We start from the raw sequence: 20,367 nt of genomic DNA, 5'->3' as shown, positions 1-20,367 counted from the left end.
CAGTTAGAACTGAAGTGGCCCTGTTTACTTTGCGCGAATTAAAATCTGAACACCCTTCACTCTTCCAAATGATCAATCAACCCCTGCGGCTTGAGCACCAGCACATCGCCTTCCACCTTATCCAGAACCACTTCCGCCGTATTGCCGATCAATGCCCCCGAAATGCCCGTACGCCCCACGGTGCCGATGATGGTCACTGCCGCCTGCAGCGTGTGGGCGAAATGCGGGATCAAGACATCCGCCGGACCTTCCTCAATGTGCAAATGCCTGTCATCCACATCGAACTCCGTCTGGAATGCCTTGCACTGCTCGCGATAGCGCGCCTGGATGGTTTCGGTGAGCTGGAACGTCGGGTCTGCCGCCGACAGCATCGGCGACGGATGGGCGCTGATCACGTGTAACTGCGCCTTGGCCAGACTGGCTATATCGAAACCGTGGTCGATGATCGAGGTGTGCAGTGAGCGGTGTTCGTCATCGGTATTGCCCACGTCGATGGCTGCCAGAATCACCTTGCCGGCCCAGGGGGTAGAGGTCTTGACCAGCAGCACCGCTGTCGGGCAGTAACGCAGCAGCTTCCAGTCCGCCGGGGTCAGCAGCGCCTTTTTCAACGGGCTGTCGGGAAAGTGCTGCTTGATCACCAGGCCGCAGCCCTCGGCCTGCTGCGCCTCGATGATGGTTTCATGCAGGTTTTCGTTCCAGGCCTGTTCGGTGGTGACGCTGTAGCCGTCTTCCTGCAAACCCGTCTTGAGCAGGCTGAGTAGCGCCGAATGCTCATGCTTTTTGTCGCAGACCAGCAAATGCAGCTTTGCACCGGTCACCCCGGCGATCAGCTTGGCGCGTTTGAGGGCCAGGCTATCCGAATGCTCGGGCTCGATGACCACCAAAATGCTGCGAATGGCTTGCATGCTCGGAATCTCCAAAAGGGGTGGGCGTTCATTCACTATAGTTGCCCCGCGCCGCACGTCATGTTGATGCACATCAAGGCCAGTGGCTGGTGGTCTGCGGCGTGGTCGGTATAATCGCCGGCCTTTTGTGATCCTTTTGCCCGTGAGCCCGATGAACCTGCCAGAAATCCACGAATTCCTCGGTTGCCGCACCCCTGATGCCTGGGTCCAGGCCGCGCTGGCCGATCAGGAAACCTTGCTGATCGACCACAAGAACTGCGAATTCAAGGCCGCCAGCACCGCCCTGAGCCTGATCGCCAAGTACCACGGCCACGTCGACCTGATCAATATGATGTCGCGCCTGGCCCGGGAAGAACTGGTGCACCACGAGCAAGTCATGCGCCTGATGAAAAAGCGCAAGATCGAACTGCGTCAGTTGCACGCCAGCCGGTATGCCTCGGGCTTGCGCAAGGTGGTGCGCAGCCACGAGCCGGTGAAATTGGTGGATACCCTGGTGGTCGGCGCTTTTATCGAAGCGCGCAGTTGCGAGCGGTTCGAAGCACTGGTGCCACATTTGGACGAAGAACTCAGCAAGTTCTACTTTGGCCTGCTTAAAAGCGAGGCGCGGCACTTTCAGGGTTACCTGAAGCTGGCCTATCAATACGGCGACGCCAAGGACATCGCCCAGGTGATCGAGCGCGTCAGGGCAGCCGAACAGGAGCTGATTGAGTCACCCGACGTCGAGTTCCGCTTTCACAGTGGCGTGCCAGCCTGAGGCCACGGCCACGCCGATCACGGCGGCGATCCCGGCCAGCAACAGGGTCACCGTTTGCGTGCCCAGTGGTGCGGCCAACACCGCCACCGTCAAGCCTGCCAGCGGTTGCGGCAGGTTATTGAGCAGGGTGATCACGCCCACCGTCTTGCCGAAATCCTCCACGGGAATCACCCGCTGACGCGTGCTGCGCAGGTACACGTTGAACATCTTGTCGAAGCCGGTCACCAGCAGGAAACCCAGCGTATAGGCCCCCGCGTTGGGGCTGATCGCCATGATCAATGCCCCTGCGGCAATCATCGAATACGACACGCCGCCCATGACTTTCAGCGGCAACGAAGACCGCGCCAGATAAAACAGAATCACGATCGTGACCCCGGCGCCGGCGGCTTGCAGCAGGGCGTAGGCGTCTTTGCCGGCGGCGTACTGGCCCGTGATCATGGCGGCGGATGTGGCCAGCGTCACGCCGATCAACAGGTTCACGCCGATGGCCAGGGTGATCACGCGCCTGAGCGCTGCCAGGCTGCGGATATGCCCGAACGCAATACGCAGAGGTTGCAGCCAGATATCGCGATGCTGTGCATGGGTTTTCAGGCGCACCGTGGTGTTGCGCTGCCAGACCCACATCGCCACGTCCGCCAGCACGAACAATCCGCCAACGCCCAGCACCACCCACTGCCACGCCCACACCTCAAGCATCAGCGCCGCCGCCAGCGGGCCCAGCACCAGGCCGCTCTGGTCGGCGATTTGTGAATAGGACAGGGTTTTGGCGTAGGTGTAGTGCTTGAAAATGTGCGGCATCACCACTTCCCGCGCCATGATGCCCTGGGTGGTCAGTACCCCACACAGCGCCGACAACAACACCAGCCAGTAAATGCCGTCGAACACCCCATGAAGCGCCACCGCGGCAACGCAGGCCATTGCCCGGTAAACCTGGCTGATGTGCAGGATGCGCAGCGGCGAGTACTTGTCGCACAAGGCGCCACACACCGGGAAGGCCAGGTAACGAGGCAGCGACTCGACAAAAAATGCCAGCCCGGCCCAGGACACGCTGCCGGTGGTCTGGAACACCATCAGCGGCACGATAAACAACAGAATCTGGTCCGCCAGGCGGGACAGGAACAGCGAAACAAAGAACGCCAGATAGTCCTTGCGCATACAGCTCCCTGTGAATGGCGTTAAAGAGTGTGGGCTATTTGTTAAAAACTCTTAAAAGCATGAAGCTTGGTCTTTGGGGGGCGACCGGTTGCGTCAGTTGCCCAGCTTGCCACCTATAATGGCGCCTCTTCAATCTGCGTCTGCACTGAGAACATATGGAAAACCTGGGGCTGGGCAAGGTCCTGCTCGTTGAGGACGACGAGAGGCTGGCGGGGCTGGTCGCGCATTTTCTGGCGCAGCATGGCTTCGAGGTGCGAGTGGTGCACCGTGGCGATGAGGCCCTGGCCGCCTTCCTGGATTTCAAACCCAAGATTGTCGTGCTCGACCTGATGCTGCCGGGGCAGAGCGGGCTGCAGGTGTGTCGCGGGATTCGCGCGGTGTCCGACACGCCGATTGTGATCCTCACCGCCAAGGAAGATGACCTGGACCACATCCTCGGCCTGGAGTCCGGTGCCGACGACTATGTGATCAAACCGATCAAGCCACCGGTGCTGCTGGCACGCCTGCGAGCGCTGCAACGCCGCCAGGCGCCGGAGCCGACGGTGCGTGGTGCCGTGGAATTCGGTCGGTTGACGATTGACCGCAGTTGCCGCGTGGTCAGCCTCGGGGACGACAGGATCGACCTCACCACCATGGAATTCGAGCTGCTGTGGCTGCTGGCCAGCAGCGCAGGCACCATCCTTTCCCGCGATGACATCCTGAACCGCATGCGCGGCATCGCCTTCGACGGCCTCAACCGCAGCGTTGACGTGTACATCAGCAAACTACGCGCCAAGCTCAACGACAACCCCCGTGAGCCGGTGTGCATCAAGACCATCTGGGGCAAGGGCTATCTGTTCAATCCGTTTGCGTGGGAGGTCTAGATGCTGCGCCTGTTTCTGCGCTTGTACGTGATCCTGGCCCTGGGCCTGGCGGGAGCGATCTGGCTGGTCAACTACACCTTCGATGAGTTGCTGCCCGAGGCCAACGAAACCTATAACCGCGAAGCCATGCGCGGCCCGGCCTACGCCCTGGTCGAGCAACTGCGCGGGCTGCCCGCCGATGCGCGTCAGGCGCGGCTGGCTGAGCTGCAACCGCATTACGGCCTGCCCTTGAAGTTGGTGGCAAAAGACGCGCTGGCCCTGACTGAGCGCGAACAGGCGCTGCTCAACAGCGGCTTGCTGGTGGTGCGTGGCGACTTCGTGGAGTTCCTCGCCCGTATTGATGGCGGCCCGCAGGTGCTGGAAATCAAACTGCCCGAAGAGCCCAAGTGGCTGTACCTGTGGGCCTATGGTTTTCTTGGGGTTTGCCTGGCCATCGTGCTGTATTTCTGGGTGCGTCCGCACTGGCGTGACCTGGAGCACATCCGCCTGGCCGCACAACGTTTTGGCGACAACGACTTGGGTTCACGCATTTTGCTGCCGCGCCGTTCCACCGTGCGCGAGCTGGCCGGGCACTTCAATCAGATGGCCGAGCGCATCGAACACCTGATCGCCAACCAACGTGAACTGACCAACGCAGTGTCCCACGAGCTGCGCACGCCGATTGCGCGTTTGTCGTTCGAACTCGACCAACTCAAGCAGCAGGCCGACCCGCGCCAGCGCGTCGAACTGATCGCCGACATGTACGCCGACCTCGGTGAGTTGGAAGAAATGGTCTCCGAGTTGCTCACCTACGCCAGCCTGGAACGCGGCGCCACCCAAGTCACCCGCGAACCCATCGAAGCCCATAGCTGGCTCGACAGCGTGATCGGCAGCGTGGCCCTGGAGGCCGAGGCTGCCGGTATTCAATTGTCGCTGCGCACCTGCGACGTGGACGTGATCCAGATCGAACCGCGCTTTATGGCGCGGGCCGTGATCAACCTGCTGCGCAACGCCATCCGCTACGCCGAACACCGCGTGGACGTGTCGCTGGTCAGGTTTGGCGACGGCTATGAAGTGCGTGTGTGTGACGACGGCCCTGGCGTGCCGGAGGAGGGCCGGTCAAAGATTTTCCAACCGTTTATGCGCCTCGACGCCAGCCGCGACCGCCGCACCGGCGGCTTTGGCCTGGGCCTGGCACTGGTGCAGCGGGTGTCGCAGTGGCACGGCGGGCACGTGCGCGTGATGGACTCGGAGTGGGGCGGCGCGTCGTTTCGCATGACGTGGGCGTATGCGGATTCGCCTTCAAGCGCGCCGTCAGGTGCGTAGGCAAGACCGCTACCTTGGCTTCAGCCAGAAAAGCGTATCTCTCGATAACGCGGCACCGCCAGATGCCAGGCGATGTTGCCGCGCCATTGGTTATGCAGGGCCTGGGCGCAGATCCTCGCTTGTTCCTGGCTGCGCTCGTCAAATCCCAGGGCTGCCAGCCGTGCGGGCAGCGCCGCCTGGGCCAGGGCGAACCGCTCGGCCCACTGCTCAATGCGTTGGGACACCGTCCGGGTTGCTTGCTCCACGCTATAGCCGTGGGTGCGCCTGAAATGAGTCAGCAGGTTGAAAACGTCCTCGTCGGGGTTTTCCATGATTGGAAACGACAGCACATCGTTGACCGCCTTGAACACGTTCAGCGCCAGGCTGCGCAGCTCCTGCCACGGCGGGCTGTAGTAGAGCTCGGCTGATAAATTGATGTTTTGCGCCAGGTACGTGAACTCCACGCAGACCTGAAACCCACCGGCGTTTTGCCAAAGGTGCTCGTAACCTTCGATACCTGGCTGTGTCCGGTGCCGCCGATGCATCAGTGCGATGGCGCACGGCGCGAGGTAGTTTGCATATTGCTCGGCCACGCGTTGCTTCCAGATCGGCGGCATGAGGCGGGCGGCTCTATGCACGATGTCCGCCAGTGCGCAGGCCAGGGGCGCGCGGCTCACGCTGTTTGAGGTGAACGCACGGGTGTGGACGTCACGAATCACGCGTTCGAGCACCTCGGGGTCGTCACAGTCCTCATCGGCGAAGTCGTCCTGGCAACTGAACCAGCCCACCAGGTCGGACAGAATCATCAAGATGTCCGCCGGCGCATCACTCCACATATAACCGGCGTTCCCGGCACGTAGATATCCAATTGATGCGCCGCGTGGGGGGTATTGCCCAGTCCCATACGGCTGAGCCATTGGCGAGTATGTCGTCTGCCGCGCAGGCACGTGTGCTGTGTGAGGCGGTTGAGCTGATGAACACGGCTTCATTGATACATGACGATGTGTTCGATGGCGACGGTTTGCGCCGGGGACAGCCGTCGGTTTGGGCGGCGTATGGTTCGACGGTGGCGATTATCTCCGGGATGTACGGTTACCTGGGCGGTCTTCAGCGCCTGGCTGAATTGGGCAATGTGGATGTCCTGAGCGCCGGCCTGGAAAGCCTCGAAGCCTTGCATATCGGGCAACACCTCGACGTGTCGGTCAGTGATGGCAGTGTGCTGCCGACGCTGGAGGAATACCGCCTGATTGCTCAAGCCAATACGGGCTGTTTTTTCGTGTTTTTATTGAACGCGTGCCAGTGTTTGAAACCGGTGGATGAAGCACTTTATCTCGCGTTGAAAGCCTTGTTGTATGAGTTGGCCGTTTACTACCGATACGTCAATGACTATTGCGATGTGAACCATATTCCGCACTTCGAAAAAAAAGGATTCGCAACGGATCTGGAGGGTGGGCCAAAGTCATTTTTAATGATCCTGGCCGGTCAGCCCCTGGCCAAAGGAAAGCGCTCCTCGGAACAAAAGAACGAGATCGTCCGAGCCTTTGGCGACGCGGGTGTACTCGATCGCGCAAGCGCCCTGATGGACGCGACGTACAAGCAACTTATCGAGCACTTGCTCGTCATTGGACAGCATTGCGCCAAGCCCAGGCTCAAAAGGTTGGAAGTGTTTATTCGTGATATTCACTTCCAGCCGGGGCCCGATGACGACTACTACAAGCGCGTGCTCAAGTAGCGGCTTATTGGTCCAGCGCGCTCAAGATGACATGGGCCACCTTCACCCGCTCCGCGTTCGGGTAGTTCCTGTTCGCCAGGATCACCACGCCGATGTCCCTGCTCGGCACGTACGCCACGTACGCCCCGAACCCGCCGGTGGAGCCGGTTTTGTTGAACAGCACATTGGCCGGCTGTACCTGGGGCGTGGCCAGCCACTGAGCCTTGTGCGGCTCCATCGCCATCGATGTGGAGTTGCCATCGATCAACGCTTGTCGGCTGATAGGGTAGGGGTAGTACTCCCAGCCCAGGGCCTGGGTCATGCCGTTGACTGTGTAATACCCGGTGTGGGCGGTGGCGATGGCTTGTTGCAGCGGCTTTTCCAGGGTGCCGGGGTGCATGTTGACCATGACGTAGTGCGCCAGATCGCGGGTGCTGGTCTTGATGCCATAGGCTTCGCTGTCCAGGGCGCCGGGGCCGACGTGCACCGGTTGTTGATTCTTGTCATAGCCTTGGGCATACAGCGCGGCCTTGTCGGCCGGCACGCGGACATAGGTGTTCGTCAGGCCCAGCTTGGGCAGCAAGGTGTCCTGCATCGCCACATTGAACGGCTGGCCCAGGCTTTGCGCGGTGAGGTAGCCGAACAGACCGATGCTCGGGTTGGAATAGAGCCGTTGAGCGCCAGGGGCGTAGGCGGGTTTCCAGTGCTGGAAGTAGCCCAGCATGGTTTCGGGGCTGTCGGCCGCGTTCGGAAATTGCAGCGGCAAGCCGCCCGGGGTGTAGGTGGCCAGTTGCAGCAGGCTGATGTTGTCGAAGGCGCTGCCTTTGAGCGCCGACAGGTGTTGGCTGGCCTTGTCGGTGAGTGTCAGCGCGCCGGTGGCCTGGGCATAACCGCCGAGGGTCGCGGTAAAGGTTTTGCTCAGTGAGCCGATTTCAAACAGCGGGTCCTGAGTGACGGGTTGCCGGGTGTCTTTGGCGGCGACGCCGTAGTTGAAGTAATGCACCTGGCCTTTGTTCACCACGGCCACCGAGAGGCCCGCAATACCTTGCTGCTGCATCAGGGGTTCAACGCTGGCATCCACCAACCCCCGCAGGTCGGAAGCGGCCAGGCAGCTGCCAGTGGCGAGCAGGGCAATCAAAGCGGTGACAGGGCGTAGGGCAAATTGACGGTGTTCAGGCATGCTGTTGCTTTCTCGCGAGTGATTCGTTCGTTAGGCGGTAGGGCTCTGAAAGCGTCGATCTTACGAAAAACACACCGCTGTCGTCAGCCAAGGTACTTGCGGAACCAGCCCAGTGTGCGCTCCCACGCCAGGTTTGCCGCCGCTTCGTCATAGCGTGGCGTCGAATCATTATGAAAGCCGTGGTTGGCGCCCTTGTAGATGAACGCCTCGTAGGTCGTGCCCGCCGCCTTCAAGGCCTGCTCGTAAGCTGGCCAACCCTCGTTGATCCGCGTGTCCAGCTCACCGAAGTGCAGCATGATCGGCGCTTTGATACGCGGCACGTCCTTGGCCTCGGGTTGCCGCCCGTAGAACGATACCGCCGCGCCCAGTTCGGGGTAGGCCACCGCCGCTGCGTTGGTGACGCCGCCGCCGTAGCAGAAACCGGTGATGCCGACTTTGCCGTTGCTGCTGTCGTGGTGCATCAGCCATTCGATGGCGGCGAAGAAGTCGTTCATCAGCTTGGTGGGGTCGACGGTCTGTTGCAGCGCCACGCCTTTTTCGTCATTGCCGGGGTAACCGCCGACGGACGTCAGGCCGTCCGGTGCCAGGGCAATGAACCCGGCCTTGGCGAGTCGTCGGGCCACGTCTTCGATATAGGGGTTCAGGCCACGGTTTTCGTGGACCACCACCACCGCCGGCAACTTGCCCGTGGCCTTGGCCGGGCGCACCAGATAGCCACGCACGCTACCGTTGCCCTTGGGTGACGGATAGGTGATGTAGTCAGCGACGATATCCGGGTCGGTGAATTTCACCTGTTCGGCCAGGGCGTAATTGGGGCTCAGCGCTGCGAGCAACGCCGAGGCGGTGAGGCCGCCGAAGGTGAACAGCGCGGCGCGGTCGAGAAATTCGCGGCGGTTGAGCTTGCCATGGGCGTAGCCGTCGTAGAGTTCCAGCAGTTCGGGGGCGAAGTCCTTGGCGGTGAGACGAGTCATCGGTGCAATCCTCGAGTAGCGGTGACAGTCAATGTAGACCAGGATCAGTCTTCGCGGCCATGGGCGGCGGTGGTGTCTTGCAGGGAAGCGTTGTGCATGCAAAGTCCTTATTCTTATTGTTGTGTCGCGGGCAGCTACTCTGTTTAGCAGGACGAGCGCCTGATGGGAATATATCCAACCTTTGCGGAGCGGTGCATGACACGACGATTGTTGCCGGTTGCCCTTGTTCTGGGGCTTATCACCAGCGCCCAGGCGGTGGAGTACAAGGACGTCAACCCTACCGCCAGCCAGATCAGTTTTACCTACGACCAGTTGGGCCAGCGTATGTATGGCACGTTCGGCGAATTCGAGGGGGCCTTGAGCTTCGATACCCAGTCGCCCGAGGCGGGCCATGCGATGCTCAAGATTCAGCTCGCCAGCATCAATGCGGGCAGCGAGGACGCCAATGACACCCTGCAACGCGCGTCCTGGTTCGATACGGCGACCTATCCGGTGGGCATGTATGAATCAACCGCGGTCAAGGCGCTGGGCAACAACCGTTTCCAGATCGCCGGCAACCTGACCATCAAGGGCACCACGCGCCCGGTTGAGGTGCAAGTGGTGCTCAAGGAACTGGACGGTATTGGCATATTTGATGGCGAATTCGACCTCAATCGCGGTGATTTCAAGATCGGCGAGGGGGAGTGGGCCGGTAACAGCGTGGTGTCCAACGACATCCACATCAAATTCAAGATGGTCGCGCCGCAGCGTTAGCGGGCGAATTTCTTCGCCCCAGCCACACAGGCGATCACGGCCAGCGTGACTAGCACCATGCCTGCGCTCACCTGTTCACGCAGCAGGCCGGCCGCCAGTGCCAGGCCGAAGAACGGTTGCAGCAATTGCAATTGACCGACGGCGGCGATGCCACCCTGGGCCAGCCCGCGGTACCAGAACACAAAGCCGATCAACATGCTGAACAGCGAGACATAGCCCAGGCTCAGCCACGCCGGCAGGCTGATGCCGCTGACACTCGACGGCGCCAGCAGCAGGCTCAACGGCAACACCACCGGCAACGCCACCACCAGCGCCCAGCAGATCACCTGCCAACCGCCCAGGCTGCGCGACAGTTTGGCGCCTTCGGCATACCCCAGGCCGCACACCAGCACCGCCAACAGCATCAACAGATCGCCAGCGGGCGCCGCGCTCAGGCCTTGGGCGACGGCGTACCCCATCACCAGCCCGCTGCCCAGGACCGAAAACAGCCAGAACACCGGGCGCGGGCGTTCGCCACCGCGCAGTACGCCAAACACAGCGGTGGCCAGAGGAAGCAGGCCGATGAACACGATGGAGTGCGCGGAGGTCACGTATTGCAGGGCCAGGGCGGTGAGCAGGGGGAAGCCGATCACCACGCCCAGGGCCACAATCACCAACGGCAGCCACTGGCGGTGCGCAGGACGTTTCTCTTTGAACAGCCACAGCAGAAGCAGGCCCAGTACGGCGGCCAGGGTGGCGCGGATCATGGTGAGGAACACCGGGTCGAATTCCATCACGGCCAGGCGGGTGGCGGGCAATGAGCCGCTGAAAATCACCACGCCGATGAAACCGTTGATCCAGCCTCGGGTGCTGCTGTCCGGGGCGCTGAGGGGGGATGTGCGTTCCATGGGAATTGACCTGCAAAGTCCGGTTGCGTGGCGCCCATCCTAGGACCGAAGATTAAGACAATCAAAAAATTGTCATGGATACATCGCCGATGCCCCGTGCACGTTATAAGTCGCTGGTCGACACGTTTGCCCAAGCCATTCGTTCAGGGCAAATGGCCCCCGGCACGCGCCTGCCTACCCACCGCCAGTTGGCGGCCAGCCACGGCCTGGCCCTGGCCACTGCCACCCGTGTGTACGCCGAGCTTGAAGCCATGGGCCTGGTCAGCGGTGAAACCGGGCGCGGCACCTTCGTTCGCGAGATTTCGCTGCCGCCGGGGCAGGGCGGTGGCCAGATGGCGGTGGCGGCGGGCCTGCTCGACCTCAATTTCAACTACCCCGCGTTGCCGGGCCAGGCTGACCTGCTGCGCAGCGCCTTGCGCCAGTTGGCGCTGTCCGGCGACCTCGAAGCGCTGCTGCGCTATCAACCCCATGCCGGCCGCGTGCATGAACGCGCGGCGGTGGCGCGGCACCTGCTGAGCCGGGGGGTTGCGTTGGACGCCGAGCAGGTGCTGATGGTCAGCGGCGCCCAGCACGGCCTGGCGGTGACGCTGATGAGCTTGCTCAAGCCCGGGGATGTGGTTGCCGTGGACGCGTTGACCTACTCCGGGTTCAAGGTGCTGGCCGAAACCCTGCACCTGGAAATCGTCGCGATCCCGGTCAGCGCCACCGGTCCGGATTTGGATTGCCTGCAATCGCTGTGTCGCAAGCGCCCGGTGCGCGCGGTGTACAGCATGCCGACGCTGCACAATCCGCTGGGCTGGGTGATGGACTTGGCGCAGCGCGAGCAACTCGTCGCCATCGCCCGACAGCACAACCTGATGATCATCGAGGACGCGGCTTACGCGTTCCTGGCCGAACACGCGCCACCACCATTGGCGAGCCTGGCGCCGGAGCGCACCCTGTACGTCGGTGGCTTTTCCAAGAGTGTCGCCACCGGGCTGCGCGTGGGGTTTGTCGCGGCGCCGATGGCTTGGGTAAAAGCGCTGGAACGCAGCATCATGGCCACCACCTGGAATGTGCCCGGCGTGATGAGTGCCATTGCAGTGGCCTGGCTCGAAGACGGTACGGTGGCGCGGTTGGAAGCGCAAAAACGCGAGGACGCCAAGGCGCGCCAGGTGTTGGCGGCGCAGGTACTGAAGGGCCTGGCGTACACCGCCCATCCGTCATCGTACTTTTTGTGGTTACCCCTGGCGGAGGAAGTGCGCGCTGATCAAGTGGCGATGACCTTGCAGCGCGCGGGCGTTTCGGTGTCCACCGCCGAGCCCTTTGCGGTGTCGGCCCACGTCCCCCATGCGCTGCGCCTGGCGCTGGGCTCGGTGGACCTGCCGACGCTGCGCGAGGCATTGGTGACGGTGCGAGCGGTGGTGGCGTGGTGAGCCGCGTGGCTCAGATTGATTTCAACCGATTGGTCCTGGCGCTTCCTGGCAATCTGGCACATCGCTATGCTATTGCCGACTGAACCACTGCCCGAGAAAAAAATGGATTTTAACTGGCACAGCGACCCCCTTACACGCGTCACCCCCGTGACGCCCCATTACAAAAACACCCAGAACGTACGGCGTTTCATGCTCGAACACTGCGGCCCGAGGTTTAAATTCGACCGGCCGTTCATGGCCTGGATTCGCAACGGAACGCCCAAGACCCTGGGCGATGTGGTGGATGAGTGGTTGCGCCGCAACGGTGGGAGCGGCGTCGCTCCCACCGCAGGCGTGCGTTGACTCAGCGGGTCTCGGCAGGCAATGGCGGCGTACGCGGCGGTACCTGACGCTTGCTGCCGGTTGCCTCATACGCTGAGGCAAAGCGCAGCAACGCCGAGTCGTCATACGCACGTCCGGCAAACGTCAGCCCTACCGGCATGCCGATATCCGCCATCACGCCCATCGGCACGGTGACGGTGGGCACGCCCAGGTGGCGGATCGCGAGGTTGCCGTTGGCCACCCAGATGCCGTTGCTCCAGGCGATGTCGGCGCTGGCTTCGTTGACATCGGCATCGGCCGGGCCCACGTCGGCGACGGTGGGGAACAGCACGGCGTCCAGGCCGAGTGTGTCCATCCAGTCCTCCAGGTCGATGCGCCGGGTTTGTTCAAGACCGCGCAGGCCGTCGGGCAGGGTGCTGATCTCGTTCCACGGGGTGATGCCGCGCTGCGCCATGCGCACGTATTCGTCCATGCCGGCGGCAAGGTCGTCTTCGCGGTTGGGCAGGGTGCCTGGGTCGTGGGGGAAGATCTGTGGGCCGTCCACGTCCGCCAGGCGATTAAGCGTCGGGTCATCGTTGGCACGCAGGAAATCGTCGAACGCCCAGGCCGACAGCATCCACAACTCATCGTGCAGGAAGGCCTTGGACACCAGGCCACGGTTAAACACCGTCGGCGCGCCGGGGCGGTCGCCTTCGCAATTGGACACCAGTGGGAAATCCACCTCGATCACTTCGGCACCGGCGGCTTCCAGCGCCTGGCGGGCGGCGTTCCACAGATCGATCACGCTGGCGCGGGTATTGATCTTTTGCCCGGTCGGTCCGCCGATACCGGGTTTTTCGCTGGTGCCCGCAGCGGGGTCGGCGTTGATGTACATGCGCGGGACGCCAAAACGTTTGCCGGCGAGGGCACTGCTGTCGGCGGCCAACTCGGCGTAAGCGGTGGGGCGCACCTGCGCGACGCTGGGGATCGACACCCAGGGTTGCAGGCGCCACAGGTCGCCACGGGGGTTGGGGTCTTCGGCGACCACCACTTCAAGCACTTCCAGCAGGTCGGCCATGGTGCGCGTGAACGGCACCACCACGTCCATGGTCGGGGTCAGCGGCCAGTTGCCGCGCACCGAAATCACCCCGCGCGAAGGCGTATAAGCGCACAGCCCATTATTGGACGCCGGGCCACGCCCGCTCGACCAGGTTTCTTCCGCCAGGCCGAAGGCGGCGAAGCTGGCGGCGGTGGCGGTACCGGCACCGTTGGACGAACCGGAGGCAAACGGCGCGGTGAGGTAGTCCGCGTTATACGGGCTCTCGGCACGGCCATACACACCGCGCTGCATGCCGCCATTGGCCATCGGCGGCATATTGGTTTTGCCCAGGCAGATGGCGCCGCCGGCGCGCAGGCGCTCGATGGTGAAGGCATCGCGTTGGGCGACGAGCTTGGCAAACGCGGGGCTGCCCGACGCTGCGGTCAGGCCTTTGACCAGGTAGCTGTCTTTGGCGGTGTAGGGAATGCCGTCCAATGGCCCCAGGGTTTCGCCCTTGGCACGGCGCGCATCGCTGGCCTGGGCTTCTTCAAGGGCATGGGCGTTGCGCACCACCACGGCGTTCAGCGCGGTGGCGGTGTGCGGCCCGTCGTAGGCGTCGATCCGTGCAAAGTAAGCCTTGACCAGTTCAACAGACGTGGTCTGGCCGGATTCCAGCGCAGCGCGCAATTGGGCAATGGAGACTTCGGTAACTTGCATGACGTTTTCTTCGCCGCCTTCAGTTGTGGTATCGCCGCAGTCTACGTACAGATATTTCACAAAACCAGCGCGGAATAATCGGCGCAGGCGGCGCGCATCACCTGCCAGGTCGCGTCATCAGCGGGAATCAGATGCTCGATACGCAACGAGGTCAGGGTGATGTCCTGAGGCATGCCGAAGGTGGTGAAAGTCGACAGAAACGTCAGCTCGCCCCGGCTTGAACGGATGCGCGTCAGCACCAGCGGCGGCAATTCGCTGGGCAATTCGGGGCAGGCCGGCACCGGCAGATTCGCCAGCACAGCGGCCAGCGCCGGATTGCCCAGTGCCTCGCGTGTCGCCCGCTGCCAGGCCAGGCGGCGGATCTCTTCGGCGTTGATCAGGTGGTCGCCCAGGCCTCCCGCCTGCAGCAGCGTGGTCAGCAGATTAAGGCCATCGGCCGCGTCCGGCTTGATCCCCACCAACTCAAACAGCACGCCGGTGCTGGCGTTAGCCGCCAGTACGCGCCACTCGCTGTCCAGCAGAATGGCCGGCGCCGGGTTGTTGGCGTGCAGCACATGGCTGAGCGCTTCGCGAATCGCGGTCATGGCCGGCGAGGCGAGGGCAGTGGCGGCGTAGCGCGGTGCGTAACCGGCGGCGAGGAACACGCGGTTGGCGTGATCCAGCGGTGCTTCCAGTGCCGTCAGCAGTGTGTGCAACGTGCCCGGCCCGGCCTTGGCGCGGCCGGTCTCGATGCAACTGAGGTGGCGCTGGGAAACGCCGGTGAGCAAGGCCAGATCGAGTTGGCTCAGGTTGGCCTGTCGGCGCAGTTGGCGCAGTTGTGCGCCGGCGGTGGCACGCGTGTCCATGACGTTTTCATGACCTCCGAGGTCATTGCGAGGGGCCAGACCTTATCACTAAGGTGGGCCTCGATCACGTCAAGGAACAGACCATGCAACGATCCTCTCTCGCCCTGGCCGCTCTGCTTGGGTTTTCGCTGTACACCCTGGTGACGATGTTGACGGCCGAGCAATCGCTGCTGGCCTTTGGGCAGGAACTGATGTCACGGCCGGACACCGCGCAAGTGCTGATCGACCTGTATTTGATGGCAGCGCTGGCGGGGGTGTGGATGTACCGCGATACGCGCCGACGTGGGCGTTCGGCTGCTTCGGTGCTGCCGTACCTGGTGCTGACGGCCGTGTTCGTGTCCGTGGGGCCGCTGCTCTACCTCGTGGTGAACGGAGTGCGCGATGAATGAGCTGCTGCGTTTGTATGCCCTGTGTGTGCTGGTGCTGTGCCTGAAGATGTTCGCGGTTTCCTGCTACCAGGGGTTTTTCCGCCTTCGGCGGCTGGCGTTTACCAACCCTGAAGATGCGGCATTCCTCAAGCGCGCTGTGCGGGCTGTCGAGCTTCCGCAGGTAGGGCGGGCGAGCAAAGCGTGGGCCAACGACTTGGAGAACATCCCCGTGTTTTTTGCGCTGGGCGGGCTGTGCGTCGCGCTGCAGACACCCGCGGTGGCGACAGCCTGGTGCTTCGGCGGCTTCACGTTGGCCAGGCTGGTGCACACGCTGACTTACCTGGCCGGTTGGCAGCCGTGGCGCACACTGGCGTATGGGCTAGGGGTGGTGTGTTTGTTCGCGCTTGGCGCGCTGACAATTGGCCGGCTGGCCTGAACAGAGCCCGCCCGATAACGCGTTGCAGATACGCCGGTGCGGCTGGCCGCGTCATGCCGAGAGCGGGGAAAGCAGCAAGCCGGACAGAAAACGGACCAGTTCTTTGAGGGTGTTGACGTCTTCGGACGGCGGCGGCGCGAGGGGGTAGAGGGTCGCCAGAAACGCTTTGTCCTGTTCCGAAAGCACTAAGTTATCCCCGGTGGCGTCTTGCTTCCAGAGCACGCTGGCGGGGAAGTTGTAATGCATGATGGAGTTGGCGTCGTACGCTGAGTATGTGTGTTCGGCCCTGTTCAGTTTTTTAAGGACATTCAAGTAAATCTTTATTTTGTCCAAGCCCGTACTGTCTTTGTAAATGGTGTACGTTTTCGGCGTGTTGAAATCCAGGGTTCTGTCCGGATGTTGATGCTCGTGTTCCAGGCCCAGCGCGTGCCCGAATTCATGGAGTACGGTCATGGCTAACATCGTTTCAGTCGTGTGTTGGATATCGAAGTGCATGGTGGGTTTGTGTTTGGGCACTTTCAAGGCGTCTGTGCCCAGACACGACCAGTTCCCTTGTATGTCCTCGTGCGTCGATATGCGGATATCAGCGTCAGGGTCCTTAACAAACTTGAATTGTATGTTGACCAGCGGTGAGTAAGTGGCGGCGCATTGTTTTATAAGGCGTCGAGCGCGCGACGGCACGTCCATGAAGGAGACCGTAACCACTCTGTTTTGCGGCCATAGCTTGCCCGTGTTGGCGATGCCGCGTTTGGCACGCGAGACTGGCGTGGTGTCGTGTTGTTCAGTAGGGGGCTGGACTTGGCGCGGCGGACCGATGTGCCCATTAATTGCAAAATTACCGTTGATCACAGATCGTCCTCTTTCATAAGGCAGCTCACGCCCCAGGCTGATGTTGAATCGCTTGGAGTCTGTGGTGTGATCAACGATCCAGTTCCACTTCCACTTCACGCAGCAGGCCACCGCCCCCGCAGGCGGCGGTTGTCAGGATGCGCCGTTAGCGCGGCCCACCGTGCGATCCACCAACCGAATACGGTCGCGCCCGGCACGTTTGGATTCATACAACGTCGAATCGCCCTGTTCGATCAACGCTGTCAGGCTCGCTGGCGGCTGGTCGAACAGGTTCGCGCCTATGCTCAACGTCACTGGCTGCGGCGTGCTGAAGCTTTGCGCAGCCAAGTGTTGAAACTGCTCGCGCAAGGCACTGCCCAGTTCAACGATCTGCTCGGCAGAGGCCTGGTTGAGCAAAATCACAAACTCGTCCCCACCCAAGCGCGCCGCTACGGCGCCCCGAGGCACGATGCCACGGATCATTTCACTCAGGGCGATCAGCAGGCGGTCGCCAGCGGTGTGGCCATGGAGGTCGTTGACCGATTTGAAGTTGTCGATATCGATCAGCAGCAGCGCGCCCGGCTGGGCCGGCGTGATCTGGGCCAACAGGCGCGGTGCTCGCAGGTCGAGGGCACGGCGGTTGTACAGGGCGGTGAGTGGATCGCGGGCGGCCAGGCGCGCGATCTGTTGTTCACGGCGGTAGCGCTCGGAGCCGGTCATGGACAACGCAATCAGCATGATCGCCATGGCGCCTTCCACCAGGGACACCTGGATGATCTCGCCCTTGAATGCGGCCAAGTCGATCAGGGTGCCGGGGATCACCACCGACAGCGCCTTGGCCAGATAAAAAAGCCCATGAATCAGCAGCACGAAACGCAGCTGCACCGCGCCCACGCTCAACGACCGGCCATGGGGCCGCAACAGGAAACTGGCGCGCAGGGTGGGCAGGGCGACCAACAGTGACTGCACTGCCAGCATGGCCTTGGACCATGCCTGGTCGGCGGGTAGCGCGAGCATGCCGAACCAGACCAAGGGCATCAGGAACCATGCCGGCGACAAGCGGCTTTGGGTAAACCGGGCTACGCCGAGTAAAAACAGAAAGTGCGCGGTCACCAACAAGCCATTGGCAAACCAGATACCGATCACTAGAGAACCGTTGATACGCAGCAGGGCCAGGGTGGAACCGACGGTGATCGTGGCGAAACCGGCGCTCCACAGCAGCAGCGACGGTTCACGCACGCTGCGCCATTCAACGGTGAGGTAGAGCGCGGCCGCAGCCGCAAGGGCCACGGTGAGCGCCAAAATGGTGGGTGGGTCGAGTGTCATGTGCTGCCGAATCTGCCTGAGGGACGTGGACACGCGCGATTATAGGCGTTGTGCAGGCGTTTTCGGAGCGTAAGTGGCGAACGGCTACTGCGGCAATCATGCGCCGTTCAGCGGCACCGTCACGCGAAACAGCGTGCCGCTTTGGCGGTCTGATTCGACTTCAATCAGCCCCTGGTGGGAGGCGACGATTTCGGAGGCGATAAACAGGCCCAGGCCCAGCCCTTCGGTAGGGCCTTGCTCAATCACCGCACGTTGGGAAAAACGTCCCATGGGGTTGAAAATGAAGGGCTGCACGTCGTTCGGGATCGGGTTGCCGTGGTTGTGCACGCTGAACACGCAGCTGTCTTGCGTGACGGTCAGCGCAACGTTGATGGGGGCGTGCCGATCACCGTGATGCACCGCGTTGCTGATGATGTTGGAAAACACCTGTTCCATTCGCGCGCCGTCGAACAGGCCAACCGCCGCCGTATGTGATTCAAAGCGCAGCATTGCCTTCGGATCAAACGCCTGGATCTCTGCCACGATGCGCTCGCAGATCGGCGCGAGGTCGACCTGTACGCGCCTTACCGGAATGCCCGGGCCCATCTGGCAGCGCGTCAGGTCGAGGAGGTCGCCCACGATTTGGCTGGCGCGCTGAACGCTGGTGTAGATTTGCCCGGCGACGCGGATGTCGCGGTCGCTGCCCGATGGCGCGCGTCTGAGCATGTCGGCGCCCAGCAGAATAGCGCCCAGGGGCGTGCGCAAGTCATGACCGAGAATACCCAGGAACACATTGCGCGAGGCTTCCACCGCGCGCGAATAGCTGGCGATGGATTCGGCGAGGGCCTGGTCAATCGCTTCGTGAAAACGGTTCATGTCTTCCACGTCCAGCGCCGTGTTGCCCTTGATGTGCCTGAGCCACTGGCGCAGCACACTGGTGCGCAGCGCGCGGTACTCGGACACCATTTGGTCGATGGAAAAACCCGCCATCAAGCGTGTTACGGCGTGGGTTTCGGCAGGGGTTTCGGTGTCTTGCTGCGGGGCCAGGCCCTGGGCTTTGTCCAGCCGCTCCTGCATCGTCTGCTTGGTGCGCAGGTCGTCGACGATGGCCTGCAGCATTTGCGCGGCGTGATCGCGAAGACCCTCCTGGTCCAGGGCGATACCTGGTGTCTGGATCGTAGCGGCGAAGTCTTCCCAGTCCTGCAGGATCGGTTCGAGGTTACTGAGGATAAAGTCCGACAGGCGCATGCGGTGATCCTTGCAAGTGGCAATACGCAGAGCGCGCGCGGAGCTGCCAAACAGGGATTTAAGCACGATTCGGCCGCGGTAGCGCTGCGCAGTGCGTTGACACTGTGCAGCGAGATGGCTAAACGCCTTTAGTCGACGGCAGCAAGACCGTCAGAATGCCCACCAGCGGCAGGAACGAGCACAGTTTGTACACGTACTCGATGCCGTGGTTATCCGCGAGCAGCCCCAGCAACGCGGCGCCGATGCCGCTGAAGCCGAACATCAGACCGAAGAACACACCGGCGATCATCCCCACATTGCCCGGCACCAGTTCCTGGGCAAACACCACGATGGCGGAGAACGCCGAGGCCAGGATAAAACCGATCACCACGCTGAGCACGGCGGTCCAGAACAGGTCGACGTAGGGCAGCGCCAGGGTGAAGGGCGCGGCGCCGAGGATAGAAAACCAGATGACTTTCTTGCGGCCGATCCGATCGCCGATCGGGCCGCCGAAGAACGTCCCGGCAGCGACCGCACCCAGGAACAGGAACAGGTACAGCTGCGAGTTGGCCACCGACAGGCCGAACTTTTCAATCAGGTAGAAGGTGAAGTAGCTGGTGAGGCTGGACATGTAGAAGTACTTGGAGAACACCAGTACGGCCAACACCACCAGGGCAAAGGTCACGCGGGCTTTGGACAGGCCGTGGGTGGCCTGGCCGCCTTGTTTGAGCTTGAACAGATTGAGGTGATTGCGGTACCAGCGGCTCAGGCCGTAGAGCACGAAGATCGCAAACACCGCAAACAGGCCGAACCAGGCGATATTGCCCTGGCCGTAGGGGATGATGATCGCCGCCGCCAACAAGGGGCCAAACGCGCTGCCGGTGTTGCCGCCGACCTGGAAGGTTGACTGCGCCAGGCCATAGCGACCGCCCGAAGCCAGGCGCGCCACGCGGGAGGTTTCCGGGTGGAAGGTCGACGAGCCCACGCCCACCAGCCCTGCCGCCAACAGGATCAGCGGAAAACTGCCGACGAACGCGAGCAGCAAAATACCGATCAAGGTGCACACCATGCCGGCCGGCAACAGCCAGGGCTTGGGATGGCGGTCGGTGTGGTAGCCGATCCACGGCTGCAGCAGCGAGGCGGTCAGTTGAAAGGTCAGGGTGATCATCCCCACCTGGGCAAACGTCAGGCCGTAGTTGGCCTTGAGCATTGGATAGATCGACGGCAACACCGCCTGGATCAGGTCATTGATCAGATGCGCCAGGGCGCAGGCGCCGAGGATGCGCATGACCAGCGGGCTTACTTGGGGCGTACTGGGTGCAGCAGCGGGTGACGCGGTAAGTGTCGACATGCAGGCATTCCATACAAGGCAGCGAACAGGCGCAACCGGTACGTGTGCCGGTTGCCCATTTCAAATTGTTTCG

Annotated in this window: 21 protein-coding genes; 9 read left to right on the top strand and 12 right to left on the bottom strand. The window is 62.3% G+C overall.

The genetic code is table 11. From position 1 onward, the window contains the following. Positions 1-56: 56 nt before the first annotated feature. Positions 57-905, bottom strand: a complete 849-nt coding sequence (locus PSH59_RS14400) for a universal stress protein (RefSeq protein WP_305392992.1) — start codon at positions 903-905, stop codon at positions 57-59. Between the two features lie 151 nt (positions 906-1,056). On the opposite strand from PSH59_RS14400, the gene PSH59_RS14395 reads away from it, so the two are divergent. Then, positions 1,057-1,659 (top strand): tRNA-(ms[2]io[6]A)-hydroxylase, encoded by a 603-nt coding sequence (locus tag PSH59_RS14395; RefSeq protein ID WP_112195593.1) that lies wholly within the window; start codon positions 1,057-1,059, stop codon positions 1,657-1,659. On the opposite strand, the gene PSH59_RS14390 is transcribed toward PSH59_RS14395, so the two are convergent. Then, positions 1,615-2,814, bottom strand: a complete 1,200-nt coding sequence (locus PSH59_RS14390) for an MFS transporter (protein WP_305392991.1) — start codon at positions 2,812-2,814, stop codon at positions 1,615-1,617. The genes PSH59_RS14395 and PSH59_RS14390 overlap by 45 nt on opposite strands. Positions 2,815-2,969: 155 nt before the next feature. Between PSH59_RS14390 and PSH59_RS14385 the strand changes: the two genes are divergently transcribed. Beyond that, a complete protein-coding gene (locus PSH59_RS14385) occupies positions 2,970-3,677 on the top strand; it encodes a winged helix-turn-helix domain-containing protein (protein WP_248080746.1) in 708 nt (235 codons plus the stop codon). Then, positions 3,678-4,982 carry an ATP-binding protein gene (locus tag PSH59_RS14380; protein ID WP_248080748.1) on the top strand — a complete coding sequence of 435 codons (1,305 nt, stop codon included), beginning with the start codon at positions 3,678-3,680 and terminating at the stop codon, positions 4,980-4,982. A gap of 20 nt (positions 4,983-5,002) precedes the next feature. Here the strand turns inward: PSH59_RS14380 and PSH59_RS14375 are convergent, their stop codons facing one another. Then, on the bottom strand, positions 5,003-5,767 hold the full coding sequence (locus PSH59_RS14375) for a terpene synthase family protein (protein ID WP_305392990.1): 765 nt from the start codon (positions 5,765-5,767) through the stop codon (positions 5,003-5,005). A 65-nt stretch (positions 5,768-5,832) separates the two neighbouring features. Here PSH59_RS14375 and PSH59_RS14370 point away from each other — a divergent pair, with 65 nt between their 5' ends. Next, complete coding sequence (locus PSH59_RS14370) at positions 5,833-6,693, top strand: polyprenyl synthetase family protein (RefSeq protein ID WP_305395302.1); 861 nt, start codon at positions 5,833-5,835, stop codon at positions 6,691-6,693. Between the two features lie 4 nt (positions 6,694-6,697). Here PSH59_RS14370 and ampC read toward each other — a convergent pair whose 3' ends face one another. Both ampC and yghX read right to left on the bottom strand, forming a co-directional pair. Beyond that, positions 6,698-7,852 carry a class C beta-lactamase gene (ampC, locus tag PSH59_RS14365; RefSeq protein ID WP_305392989.1) on the bottom strand — a complete coding sequence of 385 codons (1,155 nt, stop codon included), beginning with the start codon at positions 7,850-7,852 and terminating at the stop codon, positions 6,698-6,700. Positions 7,853-7,935: 83 nt separating this feature from the next. Then, positions 7,936-8,823, bottom strand: coding sequence for a YghX family hydrolase (gene yghX, locus PSH59_RS14360; RefSeq protein ID WP_305392988.1), 888 nt, complete (start codon positions 8,821-8,823; stop codon positions 7,936-7,938). A 195-nt stretch (positions 8,824-9,018) separates the two neighbouring features. On the opposite strand from yghX, the gene PSH59_RS14355 reads away from it, so the two are divergent. After that, the gene (locus PSH59_RS14355; protein WP_305392987.1) at positions 9,019-9,576 is read left to right on the top strand and encodes a YceI family protein; all 558 of its coding nucleotides are present in this window, start codon (positions 9,019-9,021) and stop codon (positions 9,574-9,576) included. Here the strand turns inward: PSH59_RS14355 and PSH59_RS14350 are convergent. Then, positions 9,573-10,463 carry a DMT family transporter gene (locus tag PSH59_RS14350; RefSeq protein ID WP_305392986.1) on the bottom strand — a complete coding sequence of 297 codons (891 nt, stop codon included), beginning with the start codon at positions 10,461-10,463 and terminating at the stop codon, positions 9,573-9,575. The two genes, PSH59_RS14355 and PSH59_RS14350, sit on opposite strands and share 4 nt — an antisense overlap. An 89-nt stretch (positions 10,464-10,552) precedes the next feature. Between PSH59_RS14350 and PSH59_RS14345 the strand changes: the two genes are divergently transcribed. Beyond that, a complete protein-coding gene (locus PSH59_RS14345; protein WP_305392985.1) occupies positions 10,553-11,878 on the top strand; it encodes a PLP-dependent aminotransferase family protein in 1,326 nt (441 codons plus the stop codon). Between the two features lie 102 nt (positions 11,879-11,980). Further along, positions 11,981-12,220, top strand: coding sequence for a DUF6434 domain-containing protein (locus tag PSH59_RS14340; protein ID WP_248080770.1), 240 nt, complete (start codon positions 11,981-11,983; stop codon positions 12,218-12,220). 1 nt (position 12,221) lies between these two features. On the opposite strand, the gene PSH59_RS14335 is transcribed toward PSH59_RS14340, so the two are convergent. Together PSH59_RS14335 and PSH59_RS14330 are read right to left on the bottom strand one after the other, a co-directional pair. Continuing rightward, on the bottom strand, positions 12,222-13,934 hold the full coding sequence (locus tag PSH59_RS14335) for an amidase (RefSeq protein ID WP_305392984.1): 1,713 nt from the start codon (positions 13,932-13,934) through the stop codon (positions 12,222-12,224). 56 nt (positions 13,935-13,990) lie between these two features. Further along, positions 13,991-14,779, bottom strand: coding sequence for a helix-turn-helix domain-containing protein (locus PSH59_RS14330; RefSeq protein WP_305392983.1), 789 nt, complete (start codon positions 14,777-14,779; stop codon positions 13,991-13,993). An 83-nt stretch (positions 14,780-14,862) separates the two neighbouring features. On the opposite strand from PSH59_RS14330, the gene PSH59_RS14325 reads away from it, so the two are divergent. Both PSH59_RS14325 and PSH59_RS14320 read left to right on the top strand, forming a co-directional pair. After that, on the top strand, positions 14,863-15,168 hold the full coding sequence (locus tag PSH59_RS14325; RefSeq protein WP_248080781.1) for a DUF2834 domain-containing protein: 306 nt from the start codon (positions 14,863-14,865) through the stop codon (positions 15,166-15,168). After that, positions 15,161-15,583, top strand: a complete 423-nt coding sequence (locus tag PSH59_RS14320; RefSeq protein ID WP_305392982.1) for an MAPEG family protein — start codon at positions 15,161-15,163, stop codon at positions 15,581-15,583. The genes PSH59_RS14325 and PSH59_RS14320 overlap by 8 nt, the downstream gene beginning before the upstream one ends. A 51-nt stretch (positions 15,584-15,634) precedes the next feature. Here PSH59_RS14320 and PSH59_RS14315 read toward each other — a convergent pair whose 3' ends face one another. The 4 genes from PSH59_RS14315 to PSH59_RS14300 form a co-directional block, all read right to left on the bottom strand. After that, positions 15,635-16,531 carry a M12 family metallopeptidase gene (locus tag PSH59_RS14315; RefSeq protein WP_305392981.1) on the bottom strand — a complete coding sequence of 299 codons (897 nt, stop codon included), beginning with the start codon at positions 16,529-16,531 and terminating at the stop codon, positions 15,635-15,637. Between the two features lie 33 nt (positions 16,532-16,564). Next, the gene (locus tag PSH59_RS14310; protein ID WP_305392980.1) at positions 16,565-17,737 is read right to left on the bottom strand and encodes a GGDEF domain-containing protein; all 1,173 of its coding nucleotides are present in this window, start codon (positions 17,735-17,737) and stop codon (positions 16,565-16,567) included. 96 nt (positions 17,738-17,833) lie between these two features. Further along, positions 17,834-18,964: a sensor histidine kinase gene (locus tag PSH59_RS14305; RefSeq protein WP_248080791.1), complete on the bottom strand. Its 1,131-nt coding sequence runs from the start codon at positions 18,962-18,964 to the stop codon at positions 17,834-17,836. A 118-nt stretch (positions 18,965-19,082) separates the two neighbouring features. Then, positions 19,083-20,294 carry an MFS transporter gene (locus tag PSH59_RS14300; RefSeq protein ID WP_305392979.1) on the bottom strand — a complete coding sequence of 404 codons (1,212 nt, stop codon included), beginning with the start codon at positions 20,292-20,294 and terminating at the stop codon, positions 19,083-19,085. Positions 20,295-20,367 lie beyond the last annotated feature (73 nt).

It is taken from the genome of Pseudomonas sp. FP2309 (assembly GCF_030687575.1).
Lineage (GTDB): Bacteria > Pseudomonadota > Gammaproteobacteria > Pseudomonadales > Pseudomonadaceae > Aquipseudomonas.
This window is presented reverse-complemented; position numbering and strand designations above follow the sequence as displayed.

Coding starts and splice junctions, on each gene's coding strand:
- PSH59_RS14400 (WP_305392992.1), bottom strand. CDS start 905: ATGCAAGCCATTCGCAGCATTTTGGTGGTCATCGAGCCCGAGCATTCG.
- PSH59_RS14395 (WP_112195593.1), top strand. CDS start 1,057: ATGAACCTGCCAGAAATCCACGAATTCCTCGGTTGCCGCACCCCTGAT.
- PSH59_RS14390 (WP_305392991.1), bottom strand. CDS start 2,814: ATGCGCAAGGACTATCTGGCGTTCTTTGTTTCGCTGTTCCTGTCCCGC.
- PSH59_RS14385 (WP_248080746.1), top strand. CDS start 2,970: ATGGAAAACCTGGGGCTGGGCAAGGTCCTGCTCGTTGAGGACGACGAG.
- PSH59_RS14380 (WP_248080748.1), top strand. CDS start 3,678: ATGCTGCGCCTGTTTCTGCGCTTGTACGTGATCCTGGCCCTGGGCCTG.
- PSH59_RS14375 (WP_305392990.1), bottom strand. CDS start 5,767: ATGATTCTGTCCGACCTGGTGGGCTGGTTCAGTTGCCAGGACGACTTC.
- PSH59_RS14370 (WP_305395302.1), top strand. CDS start 5,833: ATGCGCCGCGTGGGGGGTATTGCCCAGTCCCATACGGCTGAGCCATTG.
- ampC (WP_305392989.1), bottom strand. CDS start 7,852: ATGCCTGAACACCGTCAATTTGCCCTACGCCCTGTCACCGCTTTGATT.
- yghX (WP_305392988.1), bottom strand. CDS start 8,823: ATGACTCGTCTCACCGCCAAGGACTTCGCCCCCGAACTGCTGGAACTC.
- PSH59_RS14355 (WP_305392987.1), top strand. CDS start 9,019: ATGACACGACGATTGTTGCCGGTTGCCCTTGTTCTGGGGCTTATCACC.
- PSH59_RS14350 (WP_305392986.1), bottom strand. CDS start 10,463: ATGGAACGCACATCCCCCCTCAGCGCCCCGGACAGCAGCACCCGAGGC.
- PSH59_RS14345 (WP_305392985.1), top strand. CDS start 10,553: ATGCCCCGTGCACGTTATAAGTCGCTGGTCGACACGTTTGCCCAAGCC.
- PSH59_RS14340 (WP_248080770.1), top strand. CDS start 11,981: ATGGATTTTAACTGGCACAGCGACCCCCTTACACGCGTCACCCCCGTG.
- PSH59_RS14335 (WP_305392984.1), bottom strand. CDS start 13,934: ATGCAAGTTACCGAAGTCTCCATTGCCCAATTGCGCGCTGCGCTGGAA.
- PSH59_RS14330 (WP_305392983.1), bottom strand. CDS start 14,779: ATGGACACGCGTGCCACCGCCGGCGCACAACTGCGCCAACTGCGCCGA.
- PSH59_RS14325 (WP_248080781.1), top strand. CDS start 14,863: ATGCAACGATCCTCTCTCGCCCTGGCCGCTCTGCTTGGGTTTTCGCTG.
- PSH59_RS14320 (WP_305392982.1), top strand. CDS start 15,161: ATGAATGAGCTGCTGCGTTTGTATGCCCTGTGTGTGCTGGTGCTGTGC.
- PSH59_RS14310 (WP_305392980.1), bottom strand. CDS start 17,737: ATGACACTCGACCCACCCACCATTTTGGCGCTCACCGTGGCCCTTGCG.
- PSH59_RS14305 (WP_248080791.1), bottom strand. CDS start 18,964: ATGCGCCTGTCGGACTTTATCCTCAGTAACCTCGAACCGATCCTGCAG.
- PSH59_RS14300 (WP_305392979.1), bottom strand. CDS start 20,294: ATGTCGACACTTACCGCGTCACCCGCTGCTGCACCCAGTACGCCCCAA.